17 protein-coding genes are annotated in these 18,593 nt (G+C 69.2%); 13 read left to right on the top strand and 4 right to left on the bottom strand.

The features are described from left to right. The first annotated feature begins 60 nt into the window (after nt 1-60). A complete protein-coding gene (locus tag G6N61_RS16050) occupies nt 61-756 on the top strand; it encodes a TetR/AcrR family transcriptional regulator (protein ID WP_163919405.1) in 696 nt (231 codons plus the stop codon). On the opposite strand, the gene G6N61_RS16045 is transcribed toward G6N61_RS16050, so the two are convergent. Continuing rightward, the gene (locus G6N61_RS16045) at nt 688-1,335 is read right to left on the bottom strand and encodes a GAP family protein (RefSeq protein ID WP_163919404.1); all 648 of its coding nucleotides are present in this window, start codon (nt 1,333-1,335) and stop codon (nt 688-690) included. The genes G6N61_RS16050 and G6N61_RS16045 overlap by 69 nt on opposite strands. Nucleotides 1,336-1,431: 96 nt before the next feature. Between G6N61_RS16045 and G6N61_RS16040 the strand changes: the two genes are divergently transcribed. Together G6N61_RS16040 and clpB are read left to right on the top strand one after the other, a co-directional pair. Further along, nucleotides 1,432-2,376, top strand: coding sequence for an antibiotic biosynthesis monooxygenase (locus G6N61_RS16040; RefSeq protein ID WP_235887563.1), 945 nt, complete (start codon nt 1,432-1,434; stop codon nt 2,374-2,376). Nucleotides 2,377-2,493: 117 nt separating this feature from the next. Then, a complete protein-coding gene (clpB, locus tag G6N61_RS16035) occupies nt 2,494-5,040 on the top strand; it encodes an ATP-dependent chaperone ClpB (protein ID WP_163919403.1) in 2,547 nt (848 codons plus the stop codon). Nucleotides 5,041-5,116: 76 nt separating this feature from the next. Here the strand turns inward: clpB and G6N61_RS16030 are convergent, their stop codons facing one another. Next, complete coding sequence (locus tag G6N61_RS16030; RefSeq protein WP_163919402.1) at nt 5,117-5,794, bottom strand: SDR family NAD(P)-dependent oxidoreductase; 678 nt, start codon at nt 5,792-5,794, stop codon at nt 5,117-5,119. 108 nt (nt 5,795-5,902) lie between these two features. On the opposite strand from G6N61_RS16030, the gene ttfA reads away from it, so the two are divergent. From ttfA to nhaA, 7 genes are read left to right on the top strand one after another with little or no spacing between them, the layout of a single operon-like run. Further along, nucleotides 5,903-6,718: a trehalose monomycolate transport factor TtfA gene (gene ttfA, locus G6N61_RS16025; RefSeq protein WP_163919401.1), complete on the top strand. Its 816-nt coding sequence runs from the start codon at nt 5,903-5,905 to the stop codon at nt 6,716-6,718. 60 nt (nt 6,719-6,778) lie between these two features. Continuing rightward, a complete protein-coding gene (locus G6N61_RS16020) occupies nt 6,779-7,555 on the top strand; it encodes an SDR family NAD(P)-dependent oxidoreductase (protein WP_163919400.1) in 777 nt (258 codons plus the stop codon). Between the two features lie 3 nt (nt 7,556-7,558). Then, nucleotides 7,559-8,458: a hypothetical protein gene (locus G6N61_RS16015; protein ID WP_179973637.1), complete on the top strand. Its 900-nt coding sequence runs from the start codon at nt 7,559-7,561 to the stop codon at nt 8,456-8,458. Then, nucleotides 8,451-9,095, top strand: coding sequence for a TrmH family RNA methyltransferase (locus G6N61_RS16010; protein WP_163919399.1), 645 nt, complete (start codon nt 8,451-8,453; stop codon nt 9,093-9,095). Before G6N61_RS16015 ends, G6N61_RS16010 begins: the two co-directional genes overlap by 8 nt. A 14-nt stretch (nt 9,096-9,109) precedes the next feature. Continuing rightward, nucleotides 9,110-10,273, top strand: a complete 1,164-nt coding sequence (locus G6N61_RS16005; RefSeq protein WP_163919398.1) for a glycoside hydrolase family 76 protein — start codon at nt 9,110-9,112, stop codon at nt 10,271-10,273. After that, nucleotides 10,274-12,226 carry an acetoacetate--CoA ligase gene (locus G6N61_RS16000; RefSeq protein WP_163919397.1) on the top strand — a complete coding sequence of 651 codons (1,953 nt, stop codon included), beginning with the start codon at nt 10,274-10,276 and terminating at the stop codon, nt 12,224-12,226. After that, entirely contained in the window at nt 12,223-14,082 is a 1,860-nt protein-coding gene (nhaA, locus tag G6N61_RS15995) for a Na+/H+ antiporter NhaA (RefSeq protein WP_163919396.1), read from the top strand. The genes G6N61_RS16000 and nhaA overlap by 4 nt, the downstream gene beginning before the upstream one ends. On the opposite strand, the gene G6N61_RS15990 is transcribed toward nhaA, so the two are convergent. Next, nucleotides 14,054-14,704, bottom strand: coding sequence for a TetR/AcrR family transcriptional regulator (locus G6N61_RS15990; protein WP_163919395.1), 651 nt, complete (start codon nt 14,702-14,704; stop codon nt 14,054-14,056). The genes nhaA and G6N61_RS15990 overlap by 29 nt on opposite strands. Nucleotides 14,705-14,753: 49 nt before the next feature. Between G6N61_RS15990 and G6N61_RS15985 the strand changes: the two genes are divergently transcribed. The 3 genes from G6N61_RS15985 to G6N61_RS15975 are packed head-to-tail and all read left to right on the top strand — an operon-like array spanning nt 14,754 to nt 17,846. Beyond that, entirely contained in the window at nt 14,754-15,794 is a 1,041-nt protein-coding gene (locus G6N61_RS15985; protein WP_163919394.1) for an aromatic ring-hydroxylating dioxygenase subunit alpha, read from the top strand. A gap of 6 nt (nt 15,795-15,800) precedes the next feature. Continuing rightward, entirely contained in the window at nt 15,801-16,883 is a 1,083-nt protein-coding gene (locus tag G6N61_RS15980; RefSeq protein ID WP_163919393.1) for an NAD(P)H-dependent amine dehydrogenase family protein, read from the top strand. Nucleotides 16,884-16,925: 42 nt separating this feature from the next. Then, nucleotides 16,926-17,846, top strand: coding sequence for an LLM class F420-dependent oxidoreductase (locus G6N61_RS15975; RefSeq protein WP_163919392.1), 921 nt, complete (start codon nt 16,926-16,928; stop codon nt 17,844-17,846). Here G6N61_RS15975 and G6N61_RS15970 read toward each other — a convergent pair. Beyond that, the gene (locus G6N61_RS15970; RefSeq protein WP_163919391.1) at nt 17,843-18,541 is read right to left on the bottom strand and encodes a DedA family protein; all 699 of its coding nucleotides are present in this window, start codon (nt 18,539-18,541) and stop codon (nt 17,843-17,845) included. The two genes, G6N61_RS15975 and G6N61_RS15970, sit on opposite strands and share 4 nt — an antisense overlap. Between the last annotated feature and the right edge of the window lie 52 nt (nt 18,542-18,593).

Below are 18,593 nucleotides of genomic sequence, written 5' to 3'. Positions count from 1 at the left end.
CGTGAGCGTAAGCCGGCCCGACGACATTTTCAACACCCATCGAAATGTTAGTGTCGCGGCATGGCCTCACCAGCGAAGACGAAGCGTGGAAGACGTCAGGGAGAACCCGTCTCCCGAGACGCGGTGCTGGCCGCGGCGAAGGAGCGGTTCGCCCACGACGGTTACGAGAAGACGACGCTGCGGGCCATCGCCAAGGACGCCCGCGTCGACCCGTCGATGGTGCTCTACCTGTTCGGATCCAAGGCCGACCTGTTCAAGGAGTCGCTGCGCCTGAACATCGACCCGACGCTGCTGGCGTCGGCGATGGCAGGTGCCGAGGGCACGATCGGCGAACGCCTCGTCAAGCAGTACTTCACGATCTGGGAGGCGCCCGAGACGGCGTCCACGATGGCGACGATGCTGCAGTCGGCCACGTCGAACTCCGATGCCAACGAGGCGTTCCGCACCTTCATGCGCAACTACGTGCTGACCGCGGTGTCCGGTGTGATCGGAGGCGACGAGCAGGCCCGGTTGCGCGCGATGCTCGCGGCTACGAGCCTGGTCGGCACGGCGCTCATGCGCTACGTGATGAAGGTGCCGCCGCTGGCGACCCTGCCCGCCGACGACCTCGCGAGGCTGCTGTCGCCGACGGTCACGCGCTACCTCGTCGCCGACGCCGACGAACTGGGCTTGCCGAGCCTCGACGAGTTAGAGGCCGTGAATGCCCTTGTACAGCACCATGACACCGATCACCACCAGGATGATCGCCACCAGTAGCGCGTGCTGACGTTCCATCCAGTCCTTGAGTCGGGACAGCGGGCCGCGGAGGCGATCGCCGGACACGACGTAGGCGAGGATCGGCAGTGCCACGGTCGAGGCCGCCACTGCCACGAAGTAGGCGACGCCGACGTAGGCGTCGTGCCGGCCGAGGCCCTGCGTGCCGATCGCCAAACCCGCTGCGGCACATATGAACAGCACCTTCGGGTTGACGACCGTGAGCACCACCGCGGTCGCCATCGCCTTGGGCGGCGTCAGCGTCGAGAGTCTGCTCATCCACGCCGGGGCGTGGTCGGAGCGCTTGCGGACCGTCCAGCGGTAGATGCCGAACGCGATCAGCGCGGCACCGACGACGATCCGCAGCCAGGACGCCCATCTCGGCTTCTCGTCGAGTCCGCCGAGTAGCCCCGACACCTCGACGAACACCACCGTCAGCACCGCCAGGCCCAGCACCCACCCGACCAGGAACCCCGCGCCCGTGGGACGAGGCCGTGGGGTGTGCAGCACCAGCACCGCCGGGATGATCGACAAGGGCGACAACGCGACCACCAGTGCCAGCGGAATCAATTCGGTGAGCATCGCGGTCAAGGTAGCAAGTAGGTTGCTCCCAGGTCGGTGATCGACCTGGCGAAGGGGTGCGTGCATGAGCCAGATCCACCGTCGGCGCCCGACAGCGTGAGCGCAACCGCCGTCACCGTGCTGGCCCGCCCCGTCGATCCGGTGGGCCTCGGCTCTTGGCTGGCCGAGTTCGCGTCCAGCGCCCAATCCGCGGACGGGTTCGTCGAGTCGACGACGTCGGTATACGCCGACGAGCGACTGGATCTCGCCATCGCGGTGACCTTCCGCGACGAGTCGCTGCTGAACGGGTGGCTCGACGGCCCGGCCAGGGCCGGGGTGCTCCGTGTTGGGTCAGCGCGTGGATTCCACCGGGCCGCGACCGACCTCGTGCTGGTCGACGGCGAGCCCACCCCACCGGGCGTTGCGGTGTTCCGGCACACCGTCACGGCGGGTCGGGTCGACGAATTCATCGGTGCGCAACGCGATCTCACCGCGGCCAGTACGCAATTCGCCGGGTACGAGGGCACGGTCGTCCTCCCGCCCGGCGGATCGGGGGAGTGGACGTCGCTGATCCGGTTCCGCACCGAACGGCTGCTCGCTGCGTGGCTGAAGTCCACCGAGCGCCAGGATGCACTGTCACCGCTGCGGTCGACGCTCGACGAGGACTTCTCGACCTTCACCCAGACCACGCCGTTCGGCACGACCGTGCGCGTGGAGGACGGCCGCACCAAACTCACGCCGGGCTGGAAGTCCGCGATGCTGGTTCTGCTGGTGCTGTACCCGACGGTGATGTTGCTGTCGCGCTTCGTCGGGCCGATCCTCGAGGGCATGGGCGCGGGGCCGTGGCTGACCATCTGGTTGAGCCAGGTGCTGAGCATCTCGCTGCTGCAGTGGGTGTTGATGCCGTTCGCCGTGCGGAGGATGCGCCGGTGGCTGGACCCGGTCGACGGCGCAGGCCTCGGCGTCACGCTGCGCGGAGTGGCGATCGTCGGCGCCGGCTACGTCATCACGCTGGCGATCTTCGCGACGATCACGCGGCTGCAGTACTGGGACTATCGCTGATCCGGTCCCTGGGTGCGCTCGCTACCGAAGAAATCTAGACTTGAGCGGAACACACTCAACCTTGACTGCGTTGTGTAAGGCGACAAGCATTTTTCCAAGCTTAGGAATGGAGGTGTCGTGGACTCGTTCAACCCGACCACGAAGACCCAGGCGGCGCTGACCTCGGCGTTGCAGGCGGCGACCGCCGCAGGCAACCCGGAGATCCGTCCCGCCCATTTGTTGATGGCGTTGCTGACGCAGAACGACGGCATCGCCGGGCCCCTGCTCGAGGCGGTCGGAGTCGAACCCGCGACGGTCCGTGCCGAGGTACAGCGCCTGATCGACCGGCTGCCCAGCGCAAGCGGCGCCAACTCGACGCCACAGCTGTCCCGCGAGTCGCTCGCCGCGGTGACCGCCGCGCAGCACCTCGCCACCGAGATGGACGACGAGTACGTATCGACCGAGCACCTGCTGGTCGGTCTCGCCACGGGTGACAGCGACGTCGCCAAGGTCCTCACCGGCCACGGCGCGTCGCCCCAGGCGCTGCGCGAGGCGTTCACCAAGGTGCGCGGCAGCGCGCGCGTCACCAGCCCCGATCCCGAGGGGACCTACCAGGCGCTGGAGAAGTACTCCACCGACCTGACCGCACGTGCCCGCGAGGGCAAGCTGGACCCAGTCATCGGACGCGACAACGAGATTCGTCGCGTCGTCCAGGTACTGAGCCGCCGCACCAAGAACAACCCGGTGCTGATCGGCGAGCCCGGCGTCGGCAAGACGGCGATCGTCGAGGGCCTCGCCCAGCGCATCATCGCCGGCGACGTGCCGGAGAGTCTGCGCGACAAGACCGTCGTCTCGCTCGACATGGGCTCGATGGTGGCCGGCGCCAAGTACCGCGGTGAGTTCGAGGAACGGCTCAAGGCCGTCCTCGACGACATCAAGAACTCGGCAGGCCAGGTCATCACGTTCATCGACGAGCTGCACACCATCGTGGGCGCCGGTGCCACCGGCGAGGGCGCGATGGACGCGGGCAACATGATCAAGCCCATGCTGGCGCGCGGTGAACTGCGCATGGTCGGCGCCACCACGCTCGAGGAGTACCGCAAGTACATCGAGAAGGACGCCGCCCTGGAGCGCCGCTTCCAGCAGGTGCTGGTCGGCGAACCGTCGGTGGAGGACACCGTCGGCATCCTGCGCGGCCTCAAGGACCGCTACGAGGTGCACCACGGCGTCCGGATCACCGACTCCGCCCTGGTCGCCGCCGCCACCCTGTCGGACCGCTACATCACCTCCCGCTTCCTGCCGGACAAGGCCATCGACCTCGTCGACGAGGCCGGTTCCCGGCTGCGCATGGAGATCGACTCCCGCCCCGTCGAGATCGACGAGGTCGAGCGGCTGGTCCGCCGGCTGGAGATCGAGGAGATGGCTCTGGCCAAGGAGGAGGACGCCGCGTCGAAGGAACGGCTGGAGAAGCTGCGCGCCGAACTCGCCGACAAGAAGGAGCAACTCTCCGAGCTGACCACCAGGTGGCAGAACGAGAAGAGCGCCATCGACGTCGTCCGCGACCTCAAGGAGCAGCTCGACCAGCTGCGCGGTGAGTCCGAGCGCGCCGAACGCGACGGCGACCTGGCCAAGGCCGCCGAGCTGCGGTACGGCCGGATCCCAGAAGTCGAGAAGAAGCTCGACGCCGCACTGCCGCAGGCCCAGGCACAGCAGAACGTCATGCTCAAGGAGGAGGTCGGCCCCGACGACATCGCCGAGGTGGTGGAGGCGTGGACCGGCATCCCGGCCGGGCGGCTGCTCGAAGGCGAGAGCGCCAAGCTGCTGCGCATGGAGGACGAGCTGGGCAAGCGCGTCATCGGTCAGCGCAAGGCCGTCGCCGCAGTCTCCGACGCGGTGCGGCGGAGCCGGGCCGGCGTCGCCGACCCGAACCGTCCGACGGGCTCGTTCCTGTTCCTCGGCCCGACCGGTGTCGGCAAGACCGAGCTGGCCAAGGCGCTCGCGGACTTCCTGTTCGACGACGAGCGCGCGATGGTCCGCATCGACATGAGCGAGTACGGCGAGAAGCACTCCGTCGCACGGCTGGTCGGTGCGCCTCCGGGCTACGTCGGCTACGACCAGGGCGGTCAGCTGACCGAGCTGGTGCGCAGGCGGCCGTACTCGGTGGTCCTGTTCGACGAGGTCGAGAAGGCCCACCCGGACGTGTTCGACGTGCTGCTCCAGGTGCTCGACGAGGGCCGGTTGACCGACGGTCAGGGCCGCACGGTCGACTTCCGCAACACCATCCTCATCCTGACCTCCAATCTGGGGTCGGGCGGCACCGAGGAGCAGGTGATGGCCGCCGTGCGTGGCGCGTTCAAGCCGGAGTTCATCAACCGCCTCGACGACGTGCTGATCTTCGACGGGCTCAACCCCGAGGAACTGGTCCGGATCGTCGACATCCAGCTCGATCAGCTGCAGAAGCGGCTGGCGCAGCGCCGGTTGACCCTGCAGGTGTCGCTACCCGCCAAGAAGTGGCTCGGCGAGCGTGGTTTCGACCCGCTCTACGGCGCCCGCCCGCTGCGCCGCCTGGTGCAGCAGGCCATCGGCGACCAGTTGGCCAGGATGCTGCTGGCCGGCGACGTCCACGACGGCGACCTGGTGCCGGTCAACCTGAGCCCGGACGGTGAACACCTCATTCTGGGCTGAGCCAGTACGCCGAGACTGCGGTCAGATCGCGATTCCCGAGTGGATCGCGATCTGGCCGCAGTTTCGCGTCCGTGCGCTAGAACGCCGAGCTGGGCACGTCGGTCTCGTCGCCGAGCAGCGCCTCGACGATGCGCGCCGCGACGGCGTCGGGGTCGAGCCCCTGAGGCAGCTTCGGCGGGTCACCGGCGATCGCCCGGTCGGCCAGGCCCGTCTCGGTGTGCGGCGGGCGGACGTCGACGACGCGGACCTTGCGCCGCCGCGCCTCGCTGCGCACGGCAGTGAGCAGCGCGGCAGCCGCCGCCTTCACCGCGGAGTAGACGGCCATGTTCGGCATGGGCTTCTCCGCCACGACCGCGCTGACGTTGAGGATGACCCCACCCCGCTCCAGCACGGGCAGCGCCGCCCGGATGATCCGCACGGGTGCCAGGAAGTCGACGAGCACCAGGTCGTCGACGGTGTCGTCGTCGATGTCGGTCACCGCGCCGAAGGCCACGACGCCTGCCGCGATCACCACGCCGTCGAGGCGCCCGTGTCGATCGACGGCCGCGGTGACCAGCGACTGCGGCACCTCCGGCGACCGCAGATCCGCCGCCAACACGTGCGCTCCGTCGATGCCCAGCCCGGTCAACGCGTCCTCGCTGCGACCGGTCAGCGTGAGCGCGGCGCCGCTGTTCGCCAGCGACCGGGCCACCCGGGAGCCGAGTGCGCCGCTCGCCCCGACGACGAGGTAGGCCTTTTTAGACAGGTCGGTCACCGTGTCAGTATCCGTGCGCACGGGCCCACCACCGGGAAAGTGGCCGTGACGGGGTTGTGACCTGTTCGAGTTCTGGCATCGGCGGCCCAACCAAGTAGGCTGGGGGCAATGGTTCCTCTCTGGTTCACGCTGTCCGCACTCTGCTTCGTGGGTGCGGCCGTGTTGCTGTACGTCGACATCGACCGTCGACGCGGGCTGGGCCGCCGGCGCAAGTCCTGGGCCAAGTCGCACGGCTTCGACTACGAAGAGGAGTCCGGCGACATCGTCAAGCGCTGGAAGCGCGGCGTGATGTCCACCGTCGGCGACGTTCCCGCCAAGAACGTGGTGCTGGGGCAGATCCGCGGCGAGGCCGTGTTCATCTTCGACCTCGAGGAAGTGGCGACCGTCATCGCGCTGCACCGCAAGGTCGGCACGAACGTCGTCGTCGACGTCCGGCTCAAGGACATCAAGGAGCCCCGCGAGAGCGACATGTGGCTGCTCGGCGCGATCGGCCCCCGGATGGTCTACTCGACCAACCTCGACGCTGCCCGCCGCGCGTGTGACCGCCGCATGGTCACGTTCGCCCACGCCGCGCCCGACTGCGCCGAGATCATGTGGAACGAGCAGAACTGGACGCTCGTCGCCATGCCGTTCGGCAGCACGCGCGCACAGTGGGACGAGGGTCTGCTGACCGTCCGCCAGTTCAACGACCTGCTCCGCGTGCTCCCGCCGGTTCCGCAGCCGGGCCAGGGCGCCGTGGCCGGCCAGGCCCAGACCGCCCGCCGCGGCGGTGCCGCCCCCGGACGACCGTTCGCCCCGTCGCATCCCGCCGAACTGCCGCCCGGCCGGGGCGATGCTCCCGCCGGTCGTGCCGACGTCGGCCGCTTCACCCAGCAGCGTCCGCCCGCCCGCAACGGCAGGCAGTCGGCGAACTATCAGCGCTAGGCCGGATCACCCGACCGAGCGCTGATCCGACCCGATCGAGCACTGAGTAGCCTGTCGGGCATGTCACGTCCCGTCGCACTGATCACCGGTCCCACCGCTGGGCTGGGCGCCGGCTTCGCCCGCCGATACGCCACCGACGGTCATGACCTGGTCCTCGTCGCCCGCGACGTCGAACGGCTCGACCGACTCGCCGCCGAACTGCGCGACGAGGCAGGTGCCGGCGTCGAGGTGCTACCCGCCGACCTCGCCATCGCCGACGACCGCGCCAAGGTCGCCGACCGGCTGGCCGCGGGCGTCGACGTCCTGATCAACAACGCGGGTTTCGGCACGTCCGGCGAATTCTGGACCGCCGACCTGACCGCACTGCAATCCCAGCTCGACGTCAACGTCACGGCGGTCATGCACCTGACGCACGCCGCGCTGCCCCCGATGCTGGCCAAGGGCAGTGGCACCGTGGTCAACGTCGCCAGCGTCGCCGGACTGCTGCCCGGCCGCGGCTCGACGTACTCGGCGTCCAAGGCGTGGGTCATCTCGTTCTCCGAGGGTCTGGCCAACGGCCTCGGCGGTACGGGCGTGGGCGTGCACGCGCTGTGCCCCGGCTTCGTCCGCACCGAGTTCCACGAACGTGCGGGCATCGACATGGCCGGCACCCCCAGCTTCCTCTGGCTCGAGGTCGACGACGTCGTGCGCGACACCCTCGCAGGCGTCGCGAAGGGCGAGGTGGTGATCGTGCCCGGTCTGCAGTACAAGGCGCTCACCACCGGCGGACGGATGATCCCGCGCAGCCTGGTGCGCTCCCTGACCAAGGTGGTGGGCCGCGGCCGTGGGCGGACCTGAGCGGTGAGGGCACTCGCGCTGTCGATGGCCTGCGTGCTGGCCCTGATGCTGTCGGCCTGCTCCGGCGACGCCGACCAACCCGCGCCGTATGGCGCGACGACCGCTGAGATCGGTGAGTCGCAGGCGATCCTGGGCTGGAACCTGTCGGTGACGAATCTGCGCTTCGACGGCGACCACGTACTCGTCGACGTCGACGCTGCACCCTCGGATCCCGCCGCGCCGCGGACCAAGCCCGAGGCCATCCGGTTCGGGCTCTACGGGGCGCTGGCCCACCCGATCGAGGCCAACGCGGTTGGCGGCTGCGCAGACATCACCAACCTCGACATCCGGCCCGCGACCGCGACGCCCGACAAGATCAATGGGACCGTCTGCCTCGGCCCGCTGCGCGACCAGAGCCAGGTGCGCGGCGTCTACGCGTACTCACCCCAGGACCGCATCGCAGGCAGCACCGTCGCCTACCCCGCCGCGTTCCCAGTGGGTCTGACGCCGACCAACGAGAACGACACCGGCCTGCGCCTGCAGTCGTCGAGCGCCGACGGCTTCCGCGCCGACGGCGCCATGCTCGAGCCGACCGCGCTCGGCGACCCCGTGGCGTTCCAGGGCAAGGGCTACATGCTGCTCGGTCTCCAGATCGACGGTCTCGCAGCGCGATACCGCGACGAGTCGCTCGCACGCGGCGGGCCGCTCATGGTCGTCGTGGCGCCGACGCTGCCCCCACCTGGGCTGTCGCACGCGTGCGACGTGTACGGGTCGTCGGTGCTGGTGTTGCCCGATGCCGCGCTCGACGCCGTCGCCGTGCGCGCGTCGCTGTGCACCCAGGGCGAGATCAACGCCGCGCTGCTCTTCCCGACGGTGTCGGTGATCGGGACTCACGCCGCGCTCTGGACCCAACCACGTGACTGACGAGCCCGGCCCGACCGAGTGGGGCAGCGCACCCGGCGTCGGGCCCTGGGTGGGCGAGGTCCCCGACGACCCGCGGCTCGATCCGGAGCTGCTGCGCGACGGCGACACCCGCAACGTCGTCGACGCATACCGGTACTGGACGCGCGAGGCGATCGTCGCGGACATCGACCGGCGCCGACACCCGCTGCACGTCGCCATCGAGAACTTCGGCAACGACGCGAACATCGGCGCGGTGGTGCGCACGGCCAACGCGTTCGCGGTGCACACCGTGCACATCGTCGGCCGCCGCCGGTGGAACCGGCGCGGGGCGATGGTCACCGATCGCTATCAGCGTCTCGAGCACCACGACACCACTGCCGCGCTGCTCGACTTCGCCGCTGCAGCTGGGCTGACGGTGATCGCCGTCGACAACGTGCCCGGTGCCGTGCCGTTGGAGCACACGGCGCTGCCGCGGGAGTGCCTGATGGTCTTCGGGCAGGAGGGGCCCGGCATCACCGACGACACGCGGACGGGCGCGGCGAAGACGGTGTCGATCGCCCAGTTCGGCTCGACCCGCAGCATGAACGCGGCCGTCGCCGCGGGCATCGCGATGCACACCTGGATCGCGCAACACGCCGACCTCGGCCAGGCCTGGTAGGGCAGGATCGGAGTATGGATCAGCTCTGGGCCAACCGCGCCGCCAGCGCCGAAGCCGCCATCACCAAGCGCCACCTGCGCAAGCTGTGGGGGCTGCCGGGAACCCAGCTGGGCGTGGTCGCCTGGCCCGCCGAAGGCAAGCACTCGAGGTTCGGCACCTGGCACTACTGGTGGCAGGCGCATCTGCTCGACTGCCTGGTCGACGCCCAGGTGCGCGACCCGCAGCCCGAGCGGATCCAGCGCATCCAACGCCAGATCCGTGGCCAACGGCTGCGCAACAACCTGCGCTGGACGAACGACTACTACGACGACATGGCTTGGCTCGCACTGGCTCTGGAGCGGGCAGGCAGGCTGACCGGCGTCGAGCGGCCGAAGGCGCTGGCGACGCTCGCCGACCAGTTCCTGAACTCCTGGGTGCCCGAGGACGGCGGCGGCATCCCGTGGCGCAAGCAGGATCAGTTCTTCAACGCCCCGGCCAACGGCCCGGCGGGCATCTTCCTGGCTCGCTACGACGACCGGCTGCGCCGCGCCCAGCAGATGGCCGACTGGATCGACGAGACGCTGATCGACCCCGACACGCACCTGGTGTTCGACGGCATCAAGGGTGGCTCGCTGGTGCGCGCGCAGTACACGTACTGCCAGGGCGTCGTGCTGGGGCTGGAGACCGAGCTGGCCGCCCGCACCGCCGACGAGCACCACGGACAGCGGGTGGGCAGGCTGGTCCGGGCGGTGCGCGACCACATGGCACCCGACGGCGTGCTCAAGGGCGCGGGCGGCGGTGATGGTGGCCTGTTCCACGGCGTCACGGCGCGCTACTTGGCGCTGGTCGCCACGACGCTGCCCGAGAACGAGCCCGCCGACGCCGAGACCCGCACGATCGCGCGCGACCTCGTGCTCGCCTCGGCCCGGTCGGCGTGGGAGTACCGACAGACCGTCGACGGGCTGCCACTGTTCGGCGCGTTCTGGGACCGCAACGCGGAAGTGCCGACGGCGGCAGGCAAGGACGCCGAGTTCGTCGAGGGCGCCGTGAACGCCTCGGAGATTCCCGAGCGCGACCTGTCGGTGCAGCTGTCCGGCTGGATGCTGATGGAGGCTGCGCATACGCTCAGCGACGAACGCGAACCCGAGGGTCCCGCTGGCACCGACGTTCCCGATCCCGCACAGGAGGAAGAGGCGTAGATGACGCTCGCCGACGAGCTGACCGGAAGCTGGACTCCCGACGAGGACACGATCGCCCGTGCCAACCTGACCCGCTTCATGGCGTGGCTCGGGGAGACCGGTCGCGGCGAGTTCACCGACTACCAGGACCTGTGGGCGGCGTCGGTCCGCGACGTCGCCTGGTTCTGGGAGGCGGTGTGGCACTTCTACGACGTCCGCTCGGCGCAGCGTCCCGAATCCGTGCTCGTCGACTCCGACATGCCTGGGGCGCAATGGTTTCCGGGCGTCACGATGAACTACGCCACCGAGGTCTTCCGGCACGAGACCGCCGACCGGCCCGCCATGGTCGTGGCAGGCGAGGACGGTTCGACCGAATGGTCGTGGGACCGGCTGCGCAGCGAGACGGCGTCGTTCGCGAACTACCTGCGCCGGGTCGGCGTGGTGCCGGGGGACCGCGTGGTCGGCTACCTGCCGAACGTCGGCGAGGCCGTTGTCGCGTTCCTCGGCGCGGCAGCCGTGGGTGCCACCTGGGCGGTGTGCAACCAGGACGTCTCACCCGCAGGCGTCGTCGCCAGGCTGGCCCAGCTCGAACCGACCGTGCTGGTGGCCAGCGACGGGTCGGTCTACAACGGCAAGCACGTCGATCGCAGCGCCGAACTCGCGACGATCCGCTCGCAGCTGCCGACGCTCCGGGCGACGGTGGTGGTACCGCGCCTGGGCACGACGCCGCCTCAAGACGCCGTCCCGTGGTCGGCGGTCCTCGAGGCCGACGCGCCACTAGAGATCACGGCGGTGCCGTTCGGCCATCCGCTGTGGGTGCTGTTCTCCTCGGGTACCACCGGCACGCCGAAGGGCATCGTGCACGGGCACGGCGGAGTGGTGCTCGAACACCTCAAGTACCTGGGCCTGCACCTCGACATGACGCCGGAGGACCGCTTCTTCTGGCAGTCGTCGACCAGCTGGATGATGTGGAACCTGCTGGTCGGCGGGCTGCTGGTGGGCTCGACGATCGTGCTCTACGACGGCAGCCCGACCTTTCAGCGCACCGACTACCTGTGGCATGTGGCCGCCGAGAGCGGCACGACCGTCCTCGGCGCGGGGGCGGGGTACTGGCTGGCGTGCGCCAAGGAGGACTTGCGGCCCGGTCAGGCGTACGACCTCGCGGCACTGCGCGCGGTGGGATCCACCGGGTCGCCGTTGCCCGCGTCGGGCTACCGCTGGATCCAGGAGGGCATCGGGCGCCCGGTCCCGGTGGTGTCGGCCAGTGGCGGCACCGACGTCGTCACCGCGTTCATCGGCGGGAGCCCGCTGGTGCCGATCCGGGCAGGCGAACTCAACGTGCTCTGCCTCGGCGCGGCCATCGAGGCCTGGGGCGACGGCGGCAAGTCGGTCACCGAGGAGGCCGGTGAACTGGTGGTCACGGCGCCCATGCCGTCCATGCCGGTGTTCTTCTGGAACGACGACGACGGCGAGAAGTACCGCAAGGCCTACTTCGACAAGTATCCGGGAACGTGGTGCCACGGCGACTGGATCACGATCACCGACCGCAAGTCCGTTGTGGTGCATGGGCGTTCGGATGCCACGCTGAACCGGATGGGCGTCCGGATGGGTAGCGCCGAGATCTACAACGCCGTCGAAGGCCTCGCCCAGGTGCGCGACTGCCTGGTCGTGGGTTGTGAACTCGACGACGGCGGCTACTGGATGCCGCTGTTCGTCGCGCTCGCCGACGGGGTCGAGTTCGACGACGAACTGCGCGCTCACATCGTCACCGCCATCAAGACCGGCGCGTCACCCCGGCACGTGCCCGACGAGGTCATCGTCGTACCCGGCATTCCGCGGACCATGACGGGCAAGCGGCTCGAGATACCGATCAAGCGAATCCTGCAGGGCGCCAAGCCGTCCGACGTGCTGACCCCCAGCGCCGTGGACCGGCCCGATCTGCTGGACGTGTTCGCCGACCACGCCCGAGCGTGACCGAGCAGGCTCCAGCCCGGCCCAGCCGGTTCGGACGCGACCCCACCGCAGCCCGCAGCGGCGAGAACTCCGCGGCGGCACTGCTCTTGGTGTTCACCCTGCTCGCGGTGGTCTGGGCGAACTCGCCGTGGGCGCACACCTACGCCGACTTCTGGAACACCCACGTCGGGCTGACCTTCGGCAGCATGCACGCCGAACTGACGGTCAAGCACCTGGTGAACGACGCCCTGATGACGTTCTTCTTCTTCATCGTGGGCCTGGAGGTCAAGAGCCAGTTCACGATCGGCGAGCTGACCGACCGGTCGCGCGCCGCAGTCCCGGTGCTCGCGGCCATCGCCGGGCTGATCCTGCCCGCCGTGGTGTTCCTGGTGCTCAACCCCAGCGGCGACGACGCCAGGGCGTGGGGCGTGGTCATCTCGACCGACACGGCGTTCCTCGTCGGCGCGCTGGCCATCATCGGGCCGAAATATCCTGCGCGACTGCGGACCTTCTTGCTCACCCTGGCCGTGGTCGACGACGTCGGTGCACTGATCGTGATCGCGCTGTTCTACTCGGACGAGATTCGGGTGTGGCCGCTGGTGGCCGCCGTCATGCTCCTCGGTGCCCTCGCCGCGGTCCGGCTGCTGCCCCGCGGTCGCGGTCCGGCGTACTTCGTGCTGGCCGTGGGCCTGTGGCTGTCGCTGTTCGCAGGCGGCGTGCACCCGACGCTCGCCGGCGTGGCCGTCGCTCTGCTGATCCCGGTCTTCACCCCCGACCGCGGACGGGTCGAGGAAGCCGCCGAGGTCATCCGGGCGTTCCGGCAGTCGCCGAACTCGGAGTACGCCCGAGCCGCGACGCGGAGCCTGCGCGACTCCATCTCGATCAACGAGCGGCTGCAGACGGACTTCGGGCCGTACGTGTCCTACCTCGTCCTGCCGCTCTTCGCGCTCGCCAATGCCGGTGTGCATTTGGACGGGAACACGATCTCCGAGGCGATGCGCTCACCGCTGACCTGGGGCGTGATCGCCGGTCTGGTGGTCGGCAAGTTCGTCGGGATCACCGCGGCGACCGCGGCCGTGCGCGCATCCGGCATCGGGGCGCTGGCGCCGGGGCTGACGCTGCGCCGCATCGCAGGTGGTGCGGCGCTGTCCGGTATCGGGTTCACCATCTCGCTGTTCATCGTCGACATCGCGATCACCGACCCGGTGAAGCAGGATCAGGCCCGCGTCGGCGTGCTGGCCGCCTCGGTGCTGGCGTTCGCGCTCGGCTGGGTGACGTTCCGGGTCACCGATCGGCTCAGCCCGCCGGTTGCCGTGGGCGCCAAGCTGCTCCGCGACGTCGACCCCGCGCGGGACCACCTGCGCGGCAACCCGAACGCGCCGCTGACGCTGGTCGAGTACGGCGACTTCGAGTGCCCGTTCTGCAGCCGCGCCACCGGTTCGATCGACGAGGTGCGCGAGTACTTCGGCGACCGCCTGCGATACGTGTGGCGGCACCTTCCGCTGGAGCGGGTCCATCCACGATCGATGGACGCCGCGCGGGCCAGTGAGGCGGCGGCCATGCAGGGCCACTTCTTCGACATGGCCATCCGGATGTTCGAGTTCCAGGACTACCTGGAGTGGGAGCACATCTACCGCTACGCCGACGGAGTCGGTTGCGACATCTCGAAGTTCGACGAGGACCTGCACGGTTCGAAGGTGCTGCACCGGGTGCTCGACGACGCGCAGGACGCCGAGTTGATGGACCTGAACTCCACGCCGACGTTCTTCGTCAACGGCAGGCGGCACAAGGGTCCGTTCGACGCGGCCAGCCTCATCCGCGCGCTGGAGGAGACGAGTCCCGAGTCCACTAGCCCCGAGAGTGCTGCAGGTAGGTGACGATCGCACCGGTCAGGCCCCGCCGGGCCAGGTCGAGGTCGTAGTAGGAACCGAGTTGCCGTTCGGAGACCAGGCCGCGCATGGCGCCCGGGATGAACGACGCGACCTCGCGGACCCGTTCCGGGTCGACGTCGACGTCGGCGAACGCGGTCTGGCACGCCTCGATCCAGCTGCGGCCCCACGACTGCAGCTCGGCTGAGGTGCGTGGGTAGAGCCGCTCGAGTTCCGCGCCGTCGCGGGGGAGGGCGGCGCGCAACGTCTCGATGGCGCGTGAGTCGGGTGCGGACAACCCGTCGAACAGCACGTCGATGATCGCGGCGACGCGCTCGCTCAGCGGCGCCTCGGGTGCCGCCGTCGACGTAAGCGCCCGGGCGAAGTGCGCCGGCTCGAGCTGGCCGCGACGTTCCGCGGTGCGCTGCAGCACTGCGGCCCACAGCCCGTCGATGTCGCCGAACTGATACTTCACCGCGCCCCAGGTGGCGCCGGCGTCCTTGGCGATCCGATTGGCCGACGCTGCGGCGACGTCGCCGGTGGCCAGCGCGCGCAGCGCCGCGTCGAGCATCGCGTCGCGGGTGGCCTGGCCGCGACGGTTGGTGCGTCGTGGCGCGGTCGTCTGCGTCATCGGTTCCACCACTTGACGAATCATAGAGGCCTCTGTGATTCTTGTCGACATGGCCAAACCGCCGCTCTCGATGAAACCGACCGGCTGGTTCCAGGTCGCGTGGTCGGATCAGGTCGAGGTCGGCGCCGTGCACGCGATGAAGTACTTCGACACCGAGATGGTCGCGTGGCGCTCGGAGTCCGGCCGGGTCACCGTCATGAACGCCTACTGCGAACACCTGGGCGCGCACCTCGGCTTCGGCGGCCACGTCGTCGGCGAGGTCATCCAGTGCCCCTTCCACGGCTGGCAGTGGAACGACGAGGGCCGCAACGTCTGCATCCCCTACGAGCCCAGGCCCAACCGCGGACGCCGGATGCGCACCTACCCCGTCGCCGAACGCAACGAGGCCATCTACGTCTGGCACGACGTCGAGGGCCGCGAGCCGTTCTTCGACGCACCCGACGTGTTCGCCAGCTTCGCCGACGGCAGCAGCGCCGCCGACTACTACCCGCAGCAGCGCCTGTACCGCGAAGCGCTGGAGATGCATCCGCAGTACGTGCTGGAGAACGGCGTGGACTTCGCGCACTTCAAGTACGTGCACGAGACGCCCATCGTGCCGGTGTTCACCCGCCACGACTTCGCCGAACCCGTTTCTTACGTCGACTTCACGATCACCTTCGAGGGCGACGAGGACCAGAGCATCGACGACGTGCGCAGCGGCGTCGAGGCGATCAACGGCGGGCTCGGCATCGCGGTCACCAAGAGCTGGGGGATGGTCGACAACCGCACCATCTCGGCGATCACCCCGGTCGACGACCGCACCTCCGACGTCCGGTTCATGGTCTACATCGGGCGCACGCCCGGCAAGGACAGCCCCCGCCACGAGCAGAAGGCCGTCGACTTCGGCAACGAGGTCATCCGGCAGTTCGCCCAGGACGTCCACATCTGGAGCCACCAGCGCTATTCGGACCCGCCTGCGCTCTCCACGTCGGAGTACGAGGGCTTCACCGCAATTCGCAAGTGGGCCATGCAGTTCTATCCCGACGGCCGCGGCGGCAACGCCGCGGACCTCATTCCCGTTCAAGAGCGAGCCATCGATCAGAAGGGCTGACCGCCAGTGACCACGAAACCAGTTCGCGTCTTCCAGGTGGCGACGGGCAACGTCGGCTCCGAGATGATCAAGCGCATCCGGCACCGCAGCGACATCGAACTCGTCGGATTGCATTGCTACACAACGGAGAAGGTCGGCCGCGACGCCGGTGAGATCGTCGGCGTCGACCCGCTGGGCGTGACTGCCACCGGCACCGTCGAGGAGATCATCGCCGCCAAGCCCGACGTGCTGACCTTCCACGGCGTGTTCCCCGACGAGGACCTCTACGTGAAGGTGCTCGAAGCCGGCATCAACGTCGTCACCACGGCCGACTGGATCACCGGCTGGCACCGCGACGCGAACCACCCGCACCCGTCGGGCAAGCCGGTCAGCCAACTGCTCCGCGAGGCGTGCGAGAAGGGCGGGTCGACGTTCTACGGCACCGGGATGAACCCGGGCGTCAACCAGATCCTCGGCGTGGTCTGTTCGGCCGACGTCGCCGAGATCGAGAACGTCACGACCATCGAGTCCGTCGACGTGTCGTGTCACCACAGCAGGGACACCTGGATCGAGGTCGGCTACGGCCAACCCGTCGACGACCCCGCGATCCCCGGCAAGCTGGAGAAGTACACCCGCGTCTTCGCCGACAGCGTGCTGATGATGGCCGACTGCTTCGGCCTCGAACTCGACGAGGTGAAGTTCAGCTACGAACTCGGCGCCTGCACCAAGGACGTCGACCTCGGTTGGTATCAGCTGCCGAAGGGCTCGCTGGGCGGCAACTACCTGAAGTACCAGGGCATGGTCGACGGCGTGCCGCGCGTCGAAACCCACCTCGAGTGGCAGATGACCCCGCACACCGACCCCAGCTGGGACATCAAGGGCTGCTACATCACGCAGATCAAGGGTGACCCGTGCATCTACAACAAGCACATGATCTTTCCGAAACCCGGTGTGGACCTGTCGGATCCGGCGAACTTCGCCTCGATCGGCATGACGGTGACCGGCCTGCCCGCCCTCAACTCGCTCGCCTCGGTGGTGGCCGCGCCGCCCGGACTACTCACCAGCGCCGACCTCCCGCTGCGCGGATTCGCGGGACGCTTCGTCACGTAGCCGCTGCCCGGCCGCCGCGGCGGGGTGCCTAGCATCGTGGGGGTGACCGACTCACCGAGCAGTTCGCCTCGTCCGCCCGTCGACTTCCCCAGCCGCATCGGCGTGTGGTGGGCCAGCGAGACCTGGGCGATGCCCGACGCCATCGAGGTGGCCCAGGAGATCGAATCCCTCGGCTTCGGATCGCTGTTCATCCCCGAGGTCACCGGCAAGGAGTGCCTGACGCAGTCGCTGGCCTTCCTCAGCGCCACCGAGCGACTCGTGGTCGGCACCGGCATCGCCAACATCCACGTGCGCATCCCGTCGGCGGCCGAGACCGGTGCGCGCACGATCAGCTCGCTGTTCCCGCGCCGGTTCATGCTCGGCCTCGGCGTCAGCCACGCCCCGCTCGTCGAGCACGGCATGGGCGGCACCTACTCCAAGCCGCTGGCCACGATGCGCGACTACCTCGAGAAGATGGCGGCGGTCCCCGAGGTCATCGAGCCCGGCTCCGGTCGGCCGGTGCGGCTACTGGCCGCGCTCGGACCGAAGATGATCGAGCTGTCCGGCACGCACGCCGACGGCGCCCACCCCTACCTGGTGCTGCCCGAGCAGACCCGCGTCACCCGCGACATCCTCGGCCCGGACAAGTGGATCGTCTCCGAGCAGGCCGTCACCGTCGGCGGGTCGCCGGAGGAGCAACTGCAGTGGGCGCACCAGCACCTCAACGTCTACAGCGGCCTGCCGAACTACCGGAATTCGTGGCTGCGGCAGGGCTTCGACGAGTCCGACCTGGTGCACGGCGGCTCCGACAAGCTCGCGAAGGCGATCGTCGGGATGGGCTCGGTGCCCGCGGCGGCCGCGTCGGTGAAGGCGCACCTCGACGCCGGCGCCGATCACGTGGTGCTGCAGGTGCTCGGCGACAACCCGATGGCCGATCCCCGCCCCGCGCTGCGGGAACTCGCCTCCGAGATGGACCTGGTCTAGACGGCCTCGCCGGGGGCCGGCTCGCCGGGCAGCGCGCCCCTGCGGCGGGCCTCGCGGCGTCGCTTGAACCACTCGATGAAGATCGGGAGCACCGAGAGCAGGACGATCCCGATGAAGATGGGCTCGAGCATCTTTTGGACGATCTCGAAGCTGCCCAGCCAGAAGCCGAGCAGCACGAGCCCGACGCCCCAGATCACCGCGCCGAGGATGTTCCAGAACGCGAACGCGCCGTAGTTCATCCGCGCGGCGCCTGCCGTGATGGGCGCCAGGGTCCGCACGATCGGGACGAACCGGGCCAGGACGATGGCGAACGGGCCGCGCTGCTCGAAGAACAGGTGCGCCTCGTCGAGGTACTTCTGCTTGAGGAAGCGGGCGTTGGGCTTGAACATCGACGTCCCGATGCTGCGGCCGATCCAATAGCCGACCTGGCCGCCGAGGATCGCGGCCAGCGGGATGAACACCAGCAACTGCCACAGCTGGAAGTTCGTCTCCGCCGAGGCGCTCTGGGCGGCGTGGCCCGCGGCCAGCATTCCAGCCACGAACAGCAGCGAGTCGCCGGGCAGGATCGGGAAGAGCACGCCCGATTCGACGAAGACCACGAACAGGATGCCGACCAGCGCCCACGCGCCGAAGTAGCCGATGAGGTTGAGCGGATCCATGTAGTCCGGCATCAACGCCAGCGTCGTGGTGGTCATGGCAGACAAAGATACCGGCGCGACGATGAGGACATTCACAGGCGAGTTCTTC

The organism is Mycolicibacterium arabiense (genome assembly GCF_010731815.2).
Taxonomy (GTDB): domain Bacteria; phylum Actinomycetota; class Actinomycetes; order Mycobacteriales; family Mycobacteriaceae; genus Mycobacterium; species Mycobacterium arabiense.
The sequence above is the reverse complement of the archived record's forward strand: the minus strand, read 5'-3'. Positions and strand labels throughout refer to the sequence as shown.

Coding starts and splice junctions, on each gene's coding strand:
- G6N61_RS16050 (WP_163919405.1), top strand. CDS start 61: ATGGCCTCACCAGCGAAGACGAAGCGTGGAAGACGTCAGGGAGAACCC.
- G6N61_RS16045 (WP_163919404.1), bottom strand. CDS start 1,335: ATGCTCACCGAATTGATTCCGCTGGCACTGGTGGTCGCGTTGTCGCCC.
- ttfA (WP_163919401.1), top strand. CDS start 5,903: ATGGTTCCTCTCTGGTTCACGCTGTCCGCACTCTGCTTCGTGGGTGCG.
- G6N61_RS16020 (WP_163919400.1), top strand. CDS start 6,779: ATGTCACGTCCCGTCGCACTGATCACCGGTCCCACCGCTGGGCTGGGC.
- G6N61_RS16005 (WP_163919398.1), top strand. CDS start 9,110: ATGGATCAGCTCTGGGCCAACCGCGCCGCCAGCGCCGAAGCCGCCATC.
- G6N61_RS16000 (WP_163919397.1), top strand. CDS start 10,274: ATGACGCTCGCCGACGAGCTGACCGGAAGCTGGACTCCCGACGAGGAC.
- G6N61_RS15990 (WP_163919395.1), bottom strand. CDS start 14,704: ATGACGCAGACGACCGCGCCACGACGCACCAACCGTCGCGGCCAGGCC.
- G6N61_RS15985 (WP_163919394.1), top strand. CDS start 14,754: ATGGCCAAACCGCCGCTCTCGATGAAACCGACCGGCTGGTTCCAGGTC.
- G6N61_RS15970 (WP_163919391.1), bottom strand. CDS start 18,541: ATGACCACCACGACGCTGGCGTTGATGCCGGACTACATGGATCCGCTC.